The organism is Mycobacterium colombiense (assembly GCF_001672755.1).
Taxonomy (GTDB): domain Bacteria; phylum Actinomycetota; class Actinomycetes; order Mycobacteriales; family Mycobacteriaceae; genus Mycobacterium; species Mycobacterium colombiense_C.
The window spans coordinates 18528-35865 of record NZ_LZKI01000043.1; the positions used below are offsets into that span (position 1 = coordinate 18528).

10 protein-coding genes are annotated in these 17338 nt (G+C 70.1%); 2 read left to right on the forward strand and 8 right to left on the reverse strand.

Annotated elements, in window-relative coordinates:
- The 3 genes from A5708_RS05660 to ffh form a co-directional block, all read right to left on the reverse strand.
- Complete coding sequence (locus A5708_RS05660) at nt 1–1821, reverse strand: N-acyl-D-amino-acid deacylase family protein (protein ID WP_065027679.1); 1821 nt, start codon at nt 1819–1821, stop codon at nt 1–3.
- Between the two features lie 187 nt (nt 1822–2008).
- Nucleotides 2009–3085, reverse strand: coding sequence for a metal-dependent hydrolase family protein (locus tag A5708_RS05665; protein WP_155765905.1), 1077 nt, complete (start codon nt 3083–3085; stop codon nt 2009–2011).
- 75 nt (nt 3086–3160) lie between these two features.
- The gene (gene ffh / locus A5708_RS05670; protein ID WP_065027681.1) at nt 3161–4717 is read right to left on the reverse strand and encodes a signal recognition particle protein; all 1557 of its coding nucleotides are present in this window, start codon (nt 4715–4717) and stop codon (nt 3161–3163) included.
- A 263-nt stretch (nt 4718–4980) separates the two neighbouring features.
- Here ffh and A5708_RS05675 point away from each other — a divergent pair, with 263 nt between their 5' ends.
- Complete coding sequence (locus A5708_RS05675; RefSeq protein ID WP_065027682.1) at nt 4981–5775, forward strand: alpha/beta hydrolase; 795 nt, start codon at nt 4981–4983, stop codon at nt 5773–5775.
- 101 nt (nt 5776–5876) lie between these two features.
- Complete coding sequence (locus tag A5708_RS05680) at nt 5877–7637, forward strand: DEAD/DEAH box helicase (RefSeq protein WP_065027683.1); 1761 nt, start codon at nt 5877–5879, stop codon at nt 7635–7637.
- 28 nt (nt 7638–7665) lie between these two features.
- Here A5708_RS05680 and A5708_RS05685 read toward each other — a convergent pair whose 3' ends face one another.
- The 5 genes from A5708_RS05685 to smc form a co-directional block, all read right to left on the reverse strand.
- Nucleotides 7666–10152, reverse strand: a complete 2487-nt coding sequence (locus A5708_RS05685) for a [protein-PII] uridylyltransferase (RefSeq protein ID WP_081292832.1) — start codon at nt 10150–10152, stop codon at nt 7666–7668.
- A gap of 45 nt (nt 10153–10197) precedes the next feature.
- Nucleotides 10198–10536: a nitrogen regulatory protein P-II gene (glnB, locus tag A5708_RS05690; protein ID WP_003878721.1), complete on the reverse strand. Its 339-nt coding sequence runs from the start codon at nt 10534–10536 to the stop codon at nt 10198–10200.
- Nucleotides 10533–11921: an ammonium transporter gene (locus A5708_RS05695; RefSeq protein WP_065027710.1), complete on the reverse strand. Its 1389-nt coding sequence runs from the start codon at nt 11919–11921 to the stop codon at nt 10533–10535. Before A5708_RS05695 ends, glnB begins: the two co-directional genes overlap by 4 nt.
- 190 nt (nt 11922–12111) lie before the next feature.
- The gene (gene ftsY / locus A5708_RS05700) at nt 12112–13452 is read right to left on the reverse strand and encodes a signal recognition particle-docking protein FtsY (RefSeq protein WP_065027684.1); all 1341 of its coding nucleotides are present in this window, start codon (nt 13450–13452) and stop codon (nt 12112–12114) included.
- A 122-nt stretch (nt 13453–13574) separates the two neighbouring features.
- Nucleotides 13575–17168, reverse strand: coding sequence for a chromosome segregation protein SMC (smc, locus tag A5708_RS05705; RefSeq protein WP_065027685.1), 3594 nt, complete (start codon nt 17166–17168; stop codon nt 13575–13577).
- Between the last annotated feature and the right edge of the window lie 170 nt (nt 17169–17338).

A 17338-nucleotide genomic window follows, 5' to 3' on the forward strand; every position in this document is an offset into this window, starting at 1 on the left:
TCAGGCGGTGACGCCCAGCGCGCCGCGTTCCCGACGGGTGCGCTCCCCCGCCCGCAGGTAGCGGCCCGACCGCACGGATTGTCCGTAGCCGTCCCGGAATTCGCCCTTGGAATGGCTCCCGCCGAAGACGACCACGCCGCCCACCCCGGTGGCGACCACGGCGTCGTCGTTGCGGTTGACCATGCGCCGCAGGCCGCCGTAGAACGGCACCGCCTCCTCGTGGTAGGCGTCGACGGATTCGTCGAGGCCTACCGGGTCGATCACCACGAAGTCCGCGCGGTCGCCGTGGCGGAGCGTGCCGGCGTCGATGCCGAACCACTCCGCCAGTTCACCGGTGAGCCGGTGCACGGCGTGCTCGATCGACATGAAGGGCGCGCCCGCGCGGTAGGCGTCCCGGGTGCGCTTGAGCATCCGCAGCCCGAAGTTGTAGAAGGCCATGTTGCGCAGGTGCGCACCGGCGTCCGAGAAGCCCATGTGCACGCTGCCCTCGGTGGCGAGCGCATTCAGCAGCTTGGGGCGGTGGTTGGCGACGACGGTCGTCCACCGGACGTTGCGTTCACCGTTCTCGACGAGCACGTCCAGGAAGGCGTCGAGCGGGTGCAGCTCGCGCTCGTCGGCGATCGCGCCAAAGCTCTTGCCGATCAACGACTTATCCGGGCATTCGACGATGACCGCGTCGTGGAAGTCACGGTGCCACAGCGACGGCCCGAGCTTGATGCGGTCGAACTCGCGCCGGAAATTGCGGCGATATTCCTTGTCCGCCAGTAACTCGTTGCGCTCCAACTGGTCCCGCAGGTGCAGGGCCGCCGTTCCGGCGCCGAACTCCTCGAAGACCGGCAGGTCGATTCCGTCGGAGTACAACTCGAACGGCACCGGCAGGTGCTGGAATTTCACGCTGGCACCCAGGAGCTTGTTGAGCAGGCGAGTGCCCGGGCCGAACACGTAGACCGACAGCGGCATCGATTTGGCGTCGGCGGATACCAGCATGCTCATCCGAACGCCCTTGCCCCAGTTGAGTATCCGGCTGCTGGCCAGGAAGAACAGCATCCCGGTTGACGGCTTGCCCACGTTGGGGGCGCTCTGCAGAATCCGGCCGCGTTTGCGCAGCACGTTGATCAGCCTGCGTCGTTCCCGCCACGTGGCGAAGGTGGACGGCAGGGCGCGCGAGCGGAACCGCTCGCCGTCGAGTTTGTCGATGGGCGCGTCCATCCCGGACATGCCGAGCACACCGGCGTCGAGGGCCTCGTCCAGCAGGCCGGCCATCTTCGCCAGCTCGGCCTCGGTGGGCCGCGCCGTGGCGTCGGTGGCCCGATCCAGCCCGAGCACCGCGGTCCGCAGGTCCGAATGACCAAGCAGCGAACCGATATTGGGCCCCAGCGGCAGGGCGTCGATCGCCTTGACGTATTCCGCGGCCGTCGACCAGGTCCGGTTGGAATCCAACGCGCCGAAGACGTATTCGCGCGGCACCGCCTCCACCCGGCTGAACAGGTCGGCGGCGTCCTGGGAATCGGCGTAGACCGTCGACAACGAACAGTTGCCCAGCAGCACCGTGGTGACGCCGTGGCGCACCGACTCGCGCAGCCCGGGATCCAGCAGCACCTCGGCGTCGTAGTGGGTGTGCACGTCGAGGAAACCGGGCACGACCCACTTGCCGGCCGCGTCGATCACCTCGGGGCACCCCGTCTCGTCCAGCGGCTCGGTGGAGACGGTGGCCACCACGCCGTCGCGGATGCCGAGCGTGCGCGTCAGCGGGGCGCTGCCGGTGCCGTCGAACCACAATCCGTCGCGGATGATCACGTCGTAGGCCATGGTTTCCTCCATGTCGATGATGCCCGGAACGCTAACATAGATAGCGATCACTCGCAATCTTTTCCTGGCGAAACCTCGGAAGTATTCGGCGCTGATCGATAGTGTGCGCCACCGGGCGGCGCCGGGGCCGCAATCGTGGTGAGCTCGGCGCGGCGGGTGGCGAGGTGGGGCAGCCGCGTGAGGGCGGCGGGGGACGCGGCTAGGCCGGCGAGCGAAAAATATTGCCGCGCAGCATGATCAGATCGGGACTGTTCAGCACGGCGGCGCCCGAACGCGGGTCGCTGGAGTAGCACAGCAGGTCTGCCGAGGCGCCGTGATCGAGCCCGGGCCGGCCGAGCCAGCGACGCGCGTCCCAGCACGCCGCGCCCAGCGCCTCGGTCGGGCTCATCCCGATGCTCTTGAGTGCCTCGACCTCGTCGGCGATGCGGCCGGGCGCCACCATGGTGCCGGCATCGCTACCGGCGTAGATCGGCACGCCTGCGTCGCGGGCCGCGGCGACCCGGGACAGGCCGCGCGCGTGCAGGTCACGCATGTGCGCCGCGTACGCCGGATACTTCGCTGCGGCGTCGGCGATCCCGGGGAAGTTCTCCACGATGTTGACCAGCGTCGGGACCAGCACGGTGCCGTGCTCGACCATCAGCTCGATGGTGTCGTCGGTAAGCCCGGTGCCGTGTTCGATGCAGTCGATGCCGGCGTTGATCAGGCCGGGCAGCGCGTCCTCGCTGAAGACGTGCGCGGTGACCCGGGCGCCGTGGGCGTGCGCGGTCTCGATGGCGGCCTTGAGCACGTCGTCGGACCACAGCGGGGCCAGATCCCCGACGCCGCGGTCGATCCAGTCGCCGACCAGCTTGACCCAGCCGTCGCCGCGCTCGGCCTCCTGCGCGACCGCGTCAGGCAGCTGCCATTCGTCTTCCAGCTCCCGCGAGAAGCCCGCCGCATACCGCTTGGGCCTGGCCAGATGCTTTCCGGCACGGATGATGCGGGGCAGATCGTCGCGGTCGTCGAGGCTGCGGGTGTCGGTGGGCGAGCCGCAGTCGCGCAACAACAGCGCGCCGACATCGCGTTCGATCTCGGCCTGGGCGATCGCGTCGTCCAGCGGGATCTCGCCGTGATCCCCGAGTCCGACGTGGCAGTGCGCGTCGACCAGCCCGGGCACGATCCAGCCGCCGTCGAAGACGGTGTCGGCACCGGCGACGGGTTCGGCGCTGATGCGGCCGTCGACGATCCACAGTTCGATCTCGGTTTCGTCGGGCAGCCCCACGCCCCGCACGTGCATGCGCACCGGGCGGCTACCGCCTTCCGGTCCAATGGTGACGACCCGCTGCGCCCGGCTCCGCCGCGCTCGCGATCGTCACGACTTGCCCGGGAACTTCAGCTTGGACAGATCGAAGTCGGCCAACCCGGGCGGCAGCTCGTTGAGGCCTTCGGGCATCTGCGACAGGTCCGGGAACCCGGCCGGCATACCCTGCATCAGCGGGTTGCGGGCCTTCGGCGGTGTCGGGCCGCGTCCGCCCTTCTTGCCCTTTTTGCCAGCCTTGCCCTTGGCTCCCTTGGACTTTCGCGTCGCCGACTTGCGGCCCAGACCGGGGATGCCCATGCCGCCGAGCATCGACGACATCATCTTGCGGGCCTCGAAGAAGCGGTCCACCAGCTGGTTGACCTCCGACACCGTGACGCCCGAGCCGTTGGCGATGCGCAACCGCCGCGACGCGTTGATGATCTTCGGGTCGGCGCGCTCGGCGGGGGTCATGCCGCGGATGATGGCCTGCAGGCGGTCGAGCTGGCTGTCGTCGACCTGCGCCAGCGCGTCCTTCATCTGCCCGGCACCGGGCAACATGCCCAGCAGGTTGCCGATCGGGCCCATCTTGCGGATGGCCAGCATCTGTTCCAGGAAATCCTCGAGCGTGAGCTCGCCGCTGCCGATCTTGACGGCGGCGGCCTCGGCCTGTTCGGCGTCGAAGACCTGCTCGGCCTGCTCGATGAGGCTGAGCACGTCGCCCATGCCCAGGATGCGGCTGGACATCCGGTCGGGGTGGAAGACGTCGAAGTCCTCCAGCTTCTCGCCGGTGGAGGCGAAAAGGATTGGGACGCCGGTCACCTCGCGCACCGAAAGCGCCGCACCACCGCGGGCGTCACCGTCCAGCTTGGTCAGCACCACGCCGGTGAAGCCGACGCCCTCGCGGAACGCCTCTGCGGTGGTGACGGCGTCCTGACCGATCATCGCGTCCAGCACGAACAGGACTTCGTCCGGATTGATCGCCTCACGGATCGCCGCGGCCTGCGACATCAGCTCGTCGTCGATGCCCAGCCGGCCGGCGGTGTCGACGATGACCACGTCGAAGTGCTTGGCCCGGGCCTCGGCGAGGCCGGCCGCCGCGACCGCGACCGGGTCGCCGGGCCCGGACCCGGGCGATTCGCCGGGATGCGGCGCGAACACCGGTACGCCGGCGCGCTCACCGACGACCTGCAGCTGGTTGACCGCGGCCGGGCGCTGCAGGTCACACGCCACCAGCAGCGGGGTGTGCCCCTGGCCGCGCAGCCACGCGGCCAGCTTGCCGGCCAGCGACGTCTTACCGGAACCCTGCAGACCGGCGAGCATCAGCACGGTCGGCGGCGTCTTGGCGAACGCCAGCTGTCGGGTCTCCCCGCCCAGGATGCCGATGAGTTCTTCGTTGACGATCTTGACGACCTGCTGCGCCGGGTTGAGGGCCCCGGAGACCTCGGCGCCCTTGGCGCGGTCCTTGATCCGGGTGACGAAGGCGCGCACCACGGGCAGCGACACGTCGGCTTCCAGCAGCGCCAGCCGGATCTCGCGAGTGGTGGCCTCGATATCGGCGTCGGTCAATCGACCCTTGCCACGCAGCCCCGCAAGGGCACCGGTCAAACGGTCGGACAGCGATTCAAACACCCCGTCAGCCTAGTGGCACTGCAAGCGCGGCCAAGCCGGGCGCAGCAAGTGCCACTCATCAGGCCTAGTGGGCACCGGTCCCGGACCGCGCGGCGCAGGTTCGGCGACAAGCTCGTTTGGTGGTCGCGGGCACCCATCGACCGCGACACTGAAACTACGCACAGGACACACCGATTTAGGTGCGCGCCGTTTCAGTCTCGGCAAGGCGCTGAGTGGGCTTGAATGGTCGGGCGAACAAAAACGCCGCCGGAGGGGTCAGGCTCATGCTCGAGGTGATCGACAAGGGGTCCTGCAGCGAAGCGCATCCGGTGCCGCTGCTCTTCGTGCACGGCGGCTGGCATGGCGCCTGGTGCTGGGAACACTTCCTGGACTTCTTCGCCGACGCCGGCTACCGCGCGGTCGCGATGAGCCTGCGCGGACACGGCGCCAGCCCCACGGCCAAGCCGCTGCCGAAGGTGTCCATCGCCGACTACATCGACGACGTCCGCTCGGTGGCCGACGACCTGGGCGGCGCGCCGGTCCTTGTCGGCCATTCCCTGGGCGGCTTCGTGATCCAGCGCTACCTCGAAGATCGCCGCGCCCCGGCCGCGGTGCTGGTGGGCTCGGTGCCGCCACAGGGCGTGCTCACGCTGGCGCTGCGGGTGTGGCGCCGCCGGCCGTCGATGACGATCGAATCGTGGAGCGATCCCACGCTGCTGAGATTCCTCGCCACCCCGGCGCTCGCCCGCGAGTATCTGTTCTGCGCCGACACCCCCGAGGCCGTCGTCGAATCCTGCCGGCAACGTGCCGGGGCCGAGAGCGTTCGCGCAGCCATGACCGACCCGATCGTCCGCCGGGTCCGAACCAAGCGGGTGACCACGCCGATGCTGGTGCTGGGCGCCGAGTACGACGGCTTCGTCAGCGTCCGCGAGGTGCGCAACACGGCGCGCGCCTACCGGACCGAGCCGGAATTCTTTTCCATGGGCCACAACATGATGCTCGAACCGGGCTGGGCCGACGTTGCCGGACGCATCCATGAATGGCTGCAGACCCGCGAAACGGTGAGCCCGACACGATAGCCAGTCGAGTCGTTACTGCGCCGAAAAGCGTTGGCGTGCTAGATTTCACAGCCGCGACTCAATCGAGTCAGCCGCGTCGACGAGTAACGAACGGGGGGCCTGTGTCGGTGCCGCTCAGCAGCATCCAGGCGCAGGCCGACAGCGTTCCCGGCGACACCAGCGGCACCGGCGTGCTGCGTGGCTGGCAGCGCAGGGCGCTGGTCAAGTACCTCGCCGCCCAGCCGCGCGATTTCCTGGCGGTGGCCACCCCGGGCTCGGGGAAAACGACCTTCGCCCTGCGGGTCGCGGCCGAACTGCTCGGCCAGCGCGCCGTCGAACACGTCACCGTCGTGGTGCCCACCGAGCACCTGAAGGTGCAGTGGGCGCAGGCCGCGCAGCGGTACGGCCTCGCCCTGGACCCGAAGTTCTCCAACAGCAACGCGCGGATCGCCCCGGAGTATCACGGCGTGATGGTCACCTACGCCCAGGTCGCCGCGCATCCGACGTTGCACCGGGTGCGCACCGAGCAGCGCAAGACGCTGGTCATCTTCGACGAGATCCACCACGGCGGCGACGCCAAGACGTGGGGCGACGCGATCCGCGAGGCGTTCGGCGACGCGACCCGCCGGCTCGCCCTGACGGGGACGCCCTTTCGCAGCGACGACAGCCCCATCCCGTTCGTGACGTACGAGGCCGGTCCCGACGGGATCCGGCGTTCGCAGGCCGACCACACCTACGGCTACACCGACGCCCTCGCCGACGGCGTGGTCCGGCCGGTGGTCTTCCTCGCCTACTCCGGGGAGGCCCGGTGGCGCGACAGCGCCGGCGAGGAGCACGCGGCCCGCCTCGGCGAGCCGTTGTCCGCCGAGCAGACCGCGCGCGCCTGGCGCACAGCGCTCGACCCCGCCGGCGAATGGATGCCCGCGGTGATCACCGCCGCCGATCTGCGGCTGCGCCAGCTGCGCACGCACATACCCGACGCGGGCGGCATGATCATCGCCTCGGATCAGACCGCGGCCCGCGCCTACGCCGTCCTGCTGACCAAGCTGACCGGCGAGGCGCCGACGCTGGTGCTCTCCGACGACCCCGGATCGTCGGCGCGCATCAGCGACTTCGCCGCGAGCACCAGCCGCTGGCTGGTCGCGGTGCGCATGGTCTCCGAAGGCGTCGACGTGCCGCGGCTGTCGGTCGGGATCTACGCCACCAGCGCCTCGACGCCGCTGTTCTTCGCCCAGGCCATCGGCCGGTTCGTGCGGTCGCGCCGCCCGGGCGAGATCGCCAGCATCTTCGTGCCGTCGGTGCCCAACCTGCTGCAGCTGGCCAGCGAGCTGGAGGCCCAGCGCAACCACGTGCTCGGCGAGCCGCACCGGGTCTCCGAGGGCGACCCGCTCGAGAACGATCCCGCCACCAAGACACAGGACGAGAAGACCGACCTCGACAAGGGCTTCACCTCGTTGGGCGCCGACGCGGAACTCGATCAGCTCATCTTCGACGGTTCCTCGTTCGGCACCGCCGCTGCGGCGGGCAGCGACGAGGAGGCCGACTACCTCGGCATTCCAGGGCTGCTCGATGCCGACCAGATGCGCGCGCTGCTGCACCAGCGCCAGGACGAGCAGCTGCAGAAGCGGGCCCAACTGCACAAGGAGGGCGCGCCGCTGTCGGGCGTCGACACCCCGCCGGCCACCGTGCACGGCCAGCTTCGGGAGCTGCGCCGCGAGCTGAACACCCTGGTGTCGATCGCCCATCACCGCACCGGCAAGCCGCACGGCTGGATCCACAACGAACTGCGGCGCCGGTGCGGTGGCCCACCGATCGCCGCGGCGAGCCGCGAACAGCTGCGCGCGCGCATCGACGCCGTGCGCCAGCTCAACGCCGAGCGTTAGTAAGCAGGTCGTTAGTAAGCAGGCGGGCCTAGTCCCCCACGGGTTCCTCGAGCACTTCGACTGCGGGGCCGCCCAACACCGCCAGCAGGCTCTGCTCGACCACGTCCCGCGCACCGTGCTCGGCGTCGCCTGCCGCGTCGGCCGCTTCGGCGGACACCGTCACGCAGAACACGTCGGCCGCCGTCGACCCGAAGGTGTTGACCTTCGCCCAGAGGATGTCGGTGCCCGCCCGTTCCAGCGCACGGGTCAGCAGCGCGAGCAGCCCGAGTCGGTCCATGGCGCGAACCTCGACGATCAACTGGTCCGGTGAGGCCGAGTCGACCCACAGGATGCGGGGCGGGGCGCTCGACCGGGTGACGGGCACCCCGACCTGGACCTCGCCGGCCCGGCTGGTCGCGGCGCTGACGGCGTCGCTGTCGCGCTTCTCCAGCGTGCCCAGCACGTCGACGTCGCCGGCCAGCGCGCCGGTGAACTGTTGGCGCAGCAGACCCGCTTCCGGCGGCGAACCGAACAGTGGCGACACCACGAATGCGACGATGGCGAAGCCCTCGTAGGTGCTGGCCGAGGCCGAATGGATGCGCAGCGAGTTCAGTGCCAGCACCGCGGCGGCCTTCGACACCAGCCCCCGCTGGTCCGCTGCGGCCATCACCACGTCCAGGCGCTCACCACCGCTGGTCTTGATGTCCACGTGCACGCCGCGATCCGCGGCCAGTGAGAGATATTGCGGCGCAGCGGGTTCCACCTTGGGTAGCGATTCCCCCGCCATCACCAGCCGGCAGCGCCGGACCAGGTCCTCGATCAGCGACGCCTTCCACTCGCTCCACACCCCGGGACCGGTGGCCTTCGAATCCGCCTCGGTCAGTGCGTGCAGGACTTCGAGCAGCAGCGCGTCTCCGCTGAGCGCTTTTACCACGCGCTCAATGGTTTTGGGGTCATTGAGGTCGCTGCGGGTGGCCACCATGGGCAGCAGCAGGTGGTGGCGGACCAGTTGTGCCAGCAGCTCGACCTCGACCGGCGGCATGCCCAGCCTGGGCCCGATCTCGAGCGCCAGGCCCGCGCCGAGCACGCTGTGATCGACGCCGCGGCCCTTTCCGATGTCGTGCAGCAGCGCGCCGAGCGCGAGCAGGTCGGGTCGCGCGACCCGGGTGGACAGCGGTGCGGCGTTGACGGCCGTCTCGATGACGTGACGGTCCACCGTCCATTTGTGCGCGACGTCGCGGGGCGGCAGGTCGCGGATGGCGTCCCATTCCGGCAACAGCCGGCCCCACAACCCGGTGCGGTCCAGCGCCTCGATCGTCGTCACCGTGGTCGGCCCGGCGGACAGCACAACCAGCAAGTCGTCCAACGCGTCTCGCGGCCACGGCACCGGCATCTCCGGCGCGTTGGCGGCCAGCCGGCTCAGCGTGGCGGCGCCGATCGGCAATCCGGTGTCGGCCGACGCGGCGGCCACCCGCAACACCAGACCCACGTCGGTATCGGGGCGAGCGTCGCGGGCGAGCACGATCTCTCCGGCGTATTCGACGACGCCCTCGTCCAGCGGCCGGCGCTTGGGGCGCCGCACCAGGGCCGTCACCCCGCGGCGCGGCAGCGCGTTCTCGGCCGTTCGAATGCCCGTCTCGGTGTGGTAGGCGATGGTGCGCCCGGCATCGGATAGCTTGCGCGCCAAGTCAAACCGGTCCCCGATGTGCAAGGCTGCGCTGATCTCGTCGGCGTATTGGGCCTGCAGCTGATCACGTCCGCGACCCGACACCCGGTGCAGCTCGGTGCGCACGTCGAGCAGCGTCAGGTGGGCATCGTCGAGGGATCCCCCGGGCGACTCCGGGCGCGCCATGCCGTGGCGGTCGATCAGCTGGGCCACGCCCAGCGCATCGAGCAGTTGCACATCGCGCAGGCCGCCGCGACCCGACTTCAGGTCCGGCTCGGCGCGCTGCGCGATGCGGCCGCACCGGTCCCAGCGGGCCTGCGTCATTTCGACGAGCTCGTTCATGCGGGAGCGAATTGCGCTGCGCCACTGGCGTCGTGCCCCGGCGATCAACTCGTCGGACAGCCGCACGTCGCCGGCGATGTGGCGGGCGTCCAGCATGCCGAGCGCCGCGATCATGTCGGCGTTGGCGACGCCGAGGGCCCCGGAAACGGTCCGCACGCTGTGGTCGAGCCGAACGTTGGCGTCCCACAACGGGTACCACAACTTGTCGGCGACCTTGCCCAGCACGTCATCGGACTTGTTGTCGTGCAACAGCATTAGATCAAGATCGGAATACGGCAACAGCTCATGGCGGCCCAGGCCGCCGATCCCGACGACCGCGAAGCCGCTGTCGTCGGTGATCCCGATCTCGGCGGCCTTGGCCATCAACCATGATTCGTGCAGATCCAGCCAGGCGTGCCGCAGTTCGGCGGCGTGCAGCTTGCTTCCGTCAGACAACAGTTGGCGCCGCGAGGCAGCCAGATCGACTGCCCCGCAGGCGCTTTCTGTCCCGCTCAGGTGCCCGGACGAATCGGGGTCGTTCGGGGTCATGCCCTCCCGGCCCGCCCGGGTCGAATCAGCAACTGACAGCGGTTGTCATAGCGCATCGGTTCCACGCTCGCCGGTGCGCACCCGCACAATGGTTTCCACGGGGCTCACCCACACTTTGCCGTCACCGATCTTGCCGGTGCGCGCGGCCCGGACGATGCTGTCCACGACCTTGTCGACGATGGAGTCGTCGACGACGACCTCGATGCGGACCTTGGGCACGAAGTCGACCGAGTATTCGGCGCCCCGGTAGACCTCGGTGTGGCCCTTCTGCCGTCCGTAGCCCTGGATTTCGCTGACCGTCATCCCCAGGACGCCCGCGTCCTCGAGGCTGGTCTTCACGTCATCGAGCGTGAACGGCTTTACGATCGCGGTGATCAGCTTCATGACTGCTCTGCCTCCACTTTGTCGCCCACTCGCTCCTCCTCCAGGCCGTTACGGGTATCCGCCACAGCGACCCGGGGCGGGAGAACCGAACCGGTAGCCACAGCGAAATCGTATCCACTCTCGGCATGCTCGGCCTCGTCGATACCCGTGGCTTCCGCTTCTGGGTTGAGACGAAGCCCGATGGTGTATTTCAGGATCAACGCCAGGATCAGCGTAACCACCCCAGAGTAGATCAGGACACTGAACGCGCCGACTGCCTGCCGCTCGAGCTGTGCCCAGCCGCCGCCGTAGAACAGTCCCTTGGACACCCCGGTGACGCCGTTGATGGCCGGGCTTTCCGGCGCGGCGAGCAGCCCCACCAGCAGGGTGCCGGCCAGACCGCCGACCAGGTGCACCCCGACCACGTCGAGCGAGTCGTCGAAGCCCAGCTTGAACTTCAGGCCGACCGCCAGCGCGCACACGACGCCGGCCACCAGGCCCACGACCAGCGCGCCCAGCACGTTGACCGACGAGCATGACGGCGTGATGGCGACCAGGCCCGCGACGATGCCGGACGCCGCGCCCAGCGTCGTCGCCTTGCCGTCGCGGATGCGTTCGGTGAGCATCCAGCCCAGCATCGCGGTGGCCGTCGCGACCGTGGTGGTCATGAAGGTCGACCCGGCGACACCGTTGGAGCTGGTGGCCGATCCGGCGTTGAACCCGTACCAGCCGAACCAGAGCAGTCCGGCACCGAGCATCACGAACGGCAGGTTGTGCGGCCGGAACAACGTGGTGGGCCAACCGCGCCGCTTGCCGAGCACGATCGCCAGCATCAGGCCCGCCACACCGGAATTGATGTGGACCGCGGTCCCGCCGGCGAAGTCGATCGCGTGCAACTTGTTGGCGATCCAGCCGCCCTTCTCGGAGGCGAAGCCGTCGAACGCGAAAACCCAGTGGGCGACCGGGAAGTAGACGAACGTCGCCCACAGGCCGGCGAACACCAGCCAGGCGCCGAACTTCAGCCGGTCGGACACCGCGCCCGAGATCAGGGCGACGGTGATGATCGCGAACATCAGCTGGAACGCCACGAACACGGTGGCGGGCAGGGTGCCCGCCAGCGGGATGTCCGTTGCCGCAACACCTTTGCTCGGATCGGCGGCTACCGAGTTGACCCCGATGAGGCCCTTCAAGCCCCAGAACGAGGTTGGTTTTCCTACGATGCCGGCGCCCGCGTCGTCGCCGAAGGCGATCGAATAGCCGTAGAGCACCCACAGCACGGTGACCACGCCCATCGCGCTGATGCTCATCATGAGCATGTTCAGCACGCTTCGGGCGCGCACCATGCCGCCGTAGAAAAACGCCAGACCCGGCGTCATCAACAACACCAGCGCGGAACTGGCCAACATCCAGGCGGTATCGCCGGTATTGGGCTGGCCCAGTATCGGGTATGTCACTCGCAATCTCCTCCGGTCGGCCCACAAATGGCCGCCAGACCTGCGTCTGATGACCTGACCAGAAGATTGCGCAATCGTTGTTTCGGCGATGGTGCCACCGTGTTTCAGCGGGATTAACGTCCCGCTCGCCGTGTAAGGGGTTTCAGCCCAGCAGGGCGTCGACGAAAGCGGCCGGTTCGAACGGCGCGAGGTCGTCTGGGCCTTCCCCGAGCCCGACGAGTTTGACCGGCACGCCGAGCTCCTGCTGAACCCGAAAGACGATGCCGCCCTTGGCCGTTCCGTCCAGCTTGGTCAACACCGCACCGGTGATCTCAACCACCTCGGCGAACACCCGGGCCTGGGCCAGCCCGTTCTGCCCGATGGTCGCGTCGAGCACCAGAAACACCTCGTCGACCGCGGCACGCCGTGTTACGACCCGCTTAACTTTGTCGAGCTCGTCCATCAGCCCAACCTTGGTGTGCAGCCGCCCCGCGGTGTCGATGAGCACCACGTCGGCGCCCGCGACGATGCCCTTGTCGACGGCGTCGAATGCCACCGAGGCCGGGTCGGCGCCTTCGGGCCCGCGCACTACCTCCGCGCCCACCCGCGACGCCCAGGTCTGCAGCTGGTCGGCGGCCGCGGCGCGGAACGTGTCGGCGGCGCCCAGGACCACGCGCCGCCCGTCGGCGACCAGGACCCTGGCCAGCTTGCCGACGGTGGTGGTCTTTCCGGTGCCGTTCACGCCCACGATCAGCAGCACCGAGGGATGGTCGTCGTGCGGCAGCGCCCGGATCGACCGGTCCATGCCGGGCTGCAACTCCTTGATCAGCACGTCGCGCAGCACGGCCTTGGCGTCGGCCTCGGTGCGCACGTCGCTGCTGGCCAGTCGGCTGCGCAGCTGGGAGATCACCGATTCGGCGACCACCGGGCCCAGGTCGGCGACCAGCAGCGTGTCCTCGACGTCCTGCCAGGCGTCCTCGTCGAGGTCGCCGCCGCCGATCAGGCCCAGCATGCTGCGGCCGAGCGCGTTCTGAGACCTGGCCAGCCGGCCGCGCAGCCGCTCCAGCCGACCCTCGGTGGGCGCGATCTCCTCGATCTGGGGGGCGGCCGGGGCCTCGGGCGCGGGGGCTTCGGGCGCGGAGGCTTCCGGCGCGGGCGGGGCCTGAACGTCTGGTGGCGGCGGGGCCACCTGGGCCTCGGGCTGGGGCGCGGGTTCGGGGAGCTCGACCTCGGAGATGGTCCGGCGCGGCGCGTCGCGCGGAATCGCCGCGTCGTCGCCTACCGCGGGCAGGCCGGTGGTGTCGAGCCGGTCGGCCGTCGTGGTCTGGCTGAAGGTGATGCCTGAGGACGCGGTGTAGCCGCCGGACCGGTCGATCGCCCCGGGCTCGGTCCGGGTGGAGAAGCTGATACGGCGGCGCCGATACCGCAGCAGGCCCAGGACCAGCGCGATGATGACGACCAGGGCAGCGACGACCGCGATGGCGATCCAAAGACCTTGGGACACGCTGACATTGTTTCAGGGGCGGCGTGGCCGCCGGGCAGCCACCACCTTCGGGCGCTCGCGACCAGCGCTCGCCGGAGGGCGCCGGCCCGCTTCGCCCGGCTACGCCGCGCTCGCGACCAGCGCTACGAACTGGTGACCAGCTGGTCCACCTGCTGGCCGCGCATCCGCTGGGAGATGACAGCCGTGATGCCGTCGCCCTGCATGGTCACGCCGTAAAGCGCGTCCGCGACCTCCATCGTCGGCTTCTGGTGCGTGATGATGAGCAGCTGCGAGCGCGCCCGCAACAGCTCGAACAGCGAGATCAGCCGCCGCAGGTTGGTGTCGTCGAGGGCGGCCTCCACCTCGTCCATGATGTAGAACGGCGACGGGCGGGCGCGGAAGATCGCGACCAGCATCGCCACCGCCGTCAGCGCCTTCTCGCCACCGGACAGCAGCGACAGCCGGGTGACCTTCTTGCCCGGCGGGCGGGCCTCGACCTCGATGCCGGTGGTGAGCATGTCGTCGGGGTTGGTCAGCCGCAGCCGGCCCTCACCGCCGGGGAACAGCACGGTGAAGACCTCGGTGAACTCGCGTTCGACGTCGGTGTAGGCCTCGCTGAACACCTGCAGGATGCGGGCGTCGACCTCGTCGACCACCCCGAGCAGGTCCTTGCGGGCGGCCTTGACGTCCTCGAGCTGGGTGGACAGGAAGTTGTAGCGCTCCTCGAGCGCGGCGAACTCCTCCAGGGCCAGCGGGTTGACCCGGCCCAGTTCGGCCAGCTCACGCTCGGCCCGCTTGGCCCGCCGCTCCTGGGTGGGCCGGTCGTAGGGAATCGGGGCGGGCGCGAATACCTGTTCGCCGCGTTCCTTGGCCTGCTCGTATTCGGCCATCTCCAGGTCGGAGGGCGGCAGCTGATTCTCCGGACCGTACTCGGCGATCAGGTCGGCCGGCGCCATGCCGAACTGCTCGAGCACCATTTGTTCGAGCTGCTCGATCCGCATGGCCGCCTGGGCATTGGCCACTTCGTCGCGGTGCAGCGAGTCGGTCAGGGCGGCCACCCGGGCGCTCAGCGCGTTCACCTCGTCGCGGACCGCGGCCATCGCGGTCGCACGCTGCTGGCGTTCGGCGGCCAGGGCGTCGCGGATCTTGGAGGCGGCGTCGACGACCCCGTTCAGCCGCTGCGCCAGCAGCCGCCCCGAGTCGGCCACCGCGGCCGCCACCGCGGCGGCGCGCAGCCGCGCCTCCCGCGCCTGCTGGGCCCGCAGCCGGGCTTCGCGTTCGGCCGCGGCCGCGCGGCGCAGCGAATCCGCCCGCCCGCGAACCGCATTCGCGCGCTCTTCGGCGGTCCGCACCGCCAGCCGGGCCTCCACCTCGACGCTGCGGGCGGTTTCGGTCGCCGCGGCGATCTGCTGACGGTTCACGGGTTCTTCGGATGGCGCGTGCTGGGTCTCCTGGGCGTTGCGCAGCCGCGTTTCCAGTTCGGTGACTTCGGCGACGGTCTGGGTCCGGCCCGCCTCGAGCTCTTCGCGCTGCCGTAGCAGCCCGCTCCACTCGTCCTCGGACGTCCGGGCCTCCTGGCCGAGCCGGCCCAGCTGCTCGTACATCCCGGAGATCTCGCTGTCGGACTCGTTGAGCGCGGCCAGCGCCTGCTCGGCCGAATCCTGGCGGGCGGCCTGCTCGGTCAGCGCCCCGGACAGCGCCGCGGTCAGCTGGGCGACCCGGGCCTCCGCGGCGGTCAGCTCGTCGCCGGCCTTATCGATCTCCGAGGTCACCTCGAGGGTGGACAGCTTGCGGTCCGAGCCGCCGCTCACCCAGCCGGCGCCCACCAGGTCACCGTCGAGCGTGACCGCGCGCAGCTGAGGGTGCGCCGCCACCAGGGTCAGCGCCTGGTCCAGGTCGTCGACCACCGCGACGCCGGAGAGCATGGCCGTGATCGCGCCGCGCAGCCGCGCCGGCGCGTCGATCAGGTCGAGCGCCCACCGCGCGCCCGCCGGGGCCTGCTGCGGCGCGGGCTGATCGGCGGGCCAGTCGCCCAGCACCAACGCGGCGCGGCCGCCGTCCGCCTCCTTGAGGGCGGCGACGGCCGAGCGGGCCGCGCCGAAGCTTTCGGCGGCCAGCGCGTCGGCCGCCGACCCCAGCACCGCGGCCAGCGCCGCCTCGTAGCCGGGGCGAACCTTGACCAGCTTGGCCATCGGACCCAAAAGTCCTGTGCCACCGTGGTTTTGGGTGAGCCACGCCGCGCCGTCCTTGCGGTCCAGCCCGATCGCCAGCGCGTCGATGCGGGCCCGCAAGGACGCCACCTGGCGTTCGGCGTCCCGCTCGGCGGACTGCAGCTCGGCCACCCGCTCGTCGGCCAGCCGCAGCGCGGCCACGGTGCGCTCGTGGTGTTCGTCCAGACCCACCTCGCCCTGATCAAGTTCACCGACCCGGCCCTGCACGGTCTCGAATTCGGCCTTGGCCTGCTGTGCGCGGGCGGCGGCCTGTTCGATGCGTTCGGACAGGCGCGCCACGCTGTCGTCGATCGATTCGACGCGCGCCCGCATCGTCTCCACCTGACCGGCCAAGCGCGCCAAGCCTTCTCGGCGATCCGCCTCCGCGCGCACCGCCGCCATGTGGGCCCGGTCGGCCTCGGCGGCTTCGCGCTCGCGCTCGGCCAATTCGGCGCGGGCGCCGTCCAGGCGGGTGCGCGCCCCGGCCAGTTCGGCGAGCAGCTGCCGCTCGGCGACCGCGACCTGCTCGGCCTCGGCTTCCAGCGCGTCGGGGTCGGTGTCGCTGGGGGCGAGCGGCTCCACATCGAGGTGGTGGGCCCGCTCGCTGGCGATGCGCACGGTCGCGGCGACCCGTTCGGCCAGCGCGGACAGCGCGAACCAGGTGTGCTGCACCGACTCGGCCCGGCTCGACAGTTCGCCGACCGCGGCCTCGTGCGTGGTCAGCTCCTCGGACGCCACGGCCAGCCGCGACGAGGCCTGGTCGTGGTCGCGGCGCATGGCGGCCTCGGCCTCGAAGATCGCCTCGCGCTCGCCCTGCCGGTTGACCAGGTCGTCGGCGGCCAGCCGCAGCCGGGCGTCACGCAGGTCGGCCTGGATGGTCTGGGCGCGACGGGCCACCTCGGCTTGGCGGCCCAGCGGCTTGAGCTGGCGGCGCAGTTCGGTGGTCAGGTCGGTGAGCCGGGCCAGATTCGCCGACATCGCGTCGAGTTTGCGGAGGGCCTTTTCCTTGCGCTTGCGGTGCTTGAGCACACCGGCGGCTTCCTCGATGAACGCGCGACGGTCCTCGGGCCGCGATTGCAGGATCTCGTCGAGCTTGCCCTGCCCGACGATGACGTGCATCTCCCGGCCGATCCCGGAGTCGCTCAGCAGCTCCTGAACGTCCATCAAACGGCAACTGCTGCCGTTGATTTCGTACTCGCTGGCGCCGTCGCGGAACATCCGCCGCGTGATGGACACCTCGGAGTATTCGATGGGCAGCGCGTTGTCGGAGTTGTCGATGGTGACGGTGACCTCGGCGCGGCCCAGCGGGGCCCGCGACGAGGTCCCGGCGAAGATGACGTCTTCCATCTTGCCGCCGCGCAGCGTCTTTGCCCCCTGCTCCCCCATCACCCAGGCCAGCGCGTCGACGACGTTGGATTTGCCCGAGCCGTTGGGCCCGACGACGGCGGTGATGCCCGGCTCGAAGCGCAGAGTCGTCGGCGAGGCGAAGGACTTGAAGCCCTTCAGCGTCAGACTCTTGAGGTACACGGCGAGCCAGACTACCGCTCAAATCCCCCCGGATTGCTGCACCGAGGGGTGTCGGCAGGCCCGAAATGTGGCCGCGCTCCGAGCGGTCGGCGCACTCGTCACAGTGGCCACATCAGCCACGGAGAGAAGGCGATTGCGTCTGTCTGAAACGCGCTAGCACCGGCGCTAGC

Coding starts and splice junctions, on each gene's coding strand:
- glnB (WP_003878721.1), bottom strand. CDS start 10,536: ATGAAGCTGATCACCGCGATCGTAAAGCCGTTCACGCTCGATGACGTG.
- A5708_RS05665 (WP_155765905.1), bottom strand. CDS start 3,085: ATGCACGTGCGGGGCGTGGGGCTGCCCGACGAAACCGAGATCGAACTG.
- A5708_RS05675 (WP_065027682.1), top strand. CDS start 4,981: ATGCTCGAGGTGATCGACAAGGGGTCCTGCAGCGAAGCGCATCCGGTG.
- A5708_RS05695 (WP_065027710.1), bottom strand. CDS start 11,921: ATGTTGGCCAGTTCCGCGCTGGTGTTGTTGATGACGCCGGGTCTGGCG.
- A5708_RS05685 (WP_081292832.1), bottom strand. CDS start 10,152: ATGACCCCGAACGACCCCGATTCGTCCGGGCACCTGAGCGGGACAGAA.
- A5708_RS05660 (WP_065027679.1), bottom strand. CDS start 1,821: ATGGAGGAAACCATGGCCTACGACGTGATCATCCGCGACGGATTGTGG.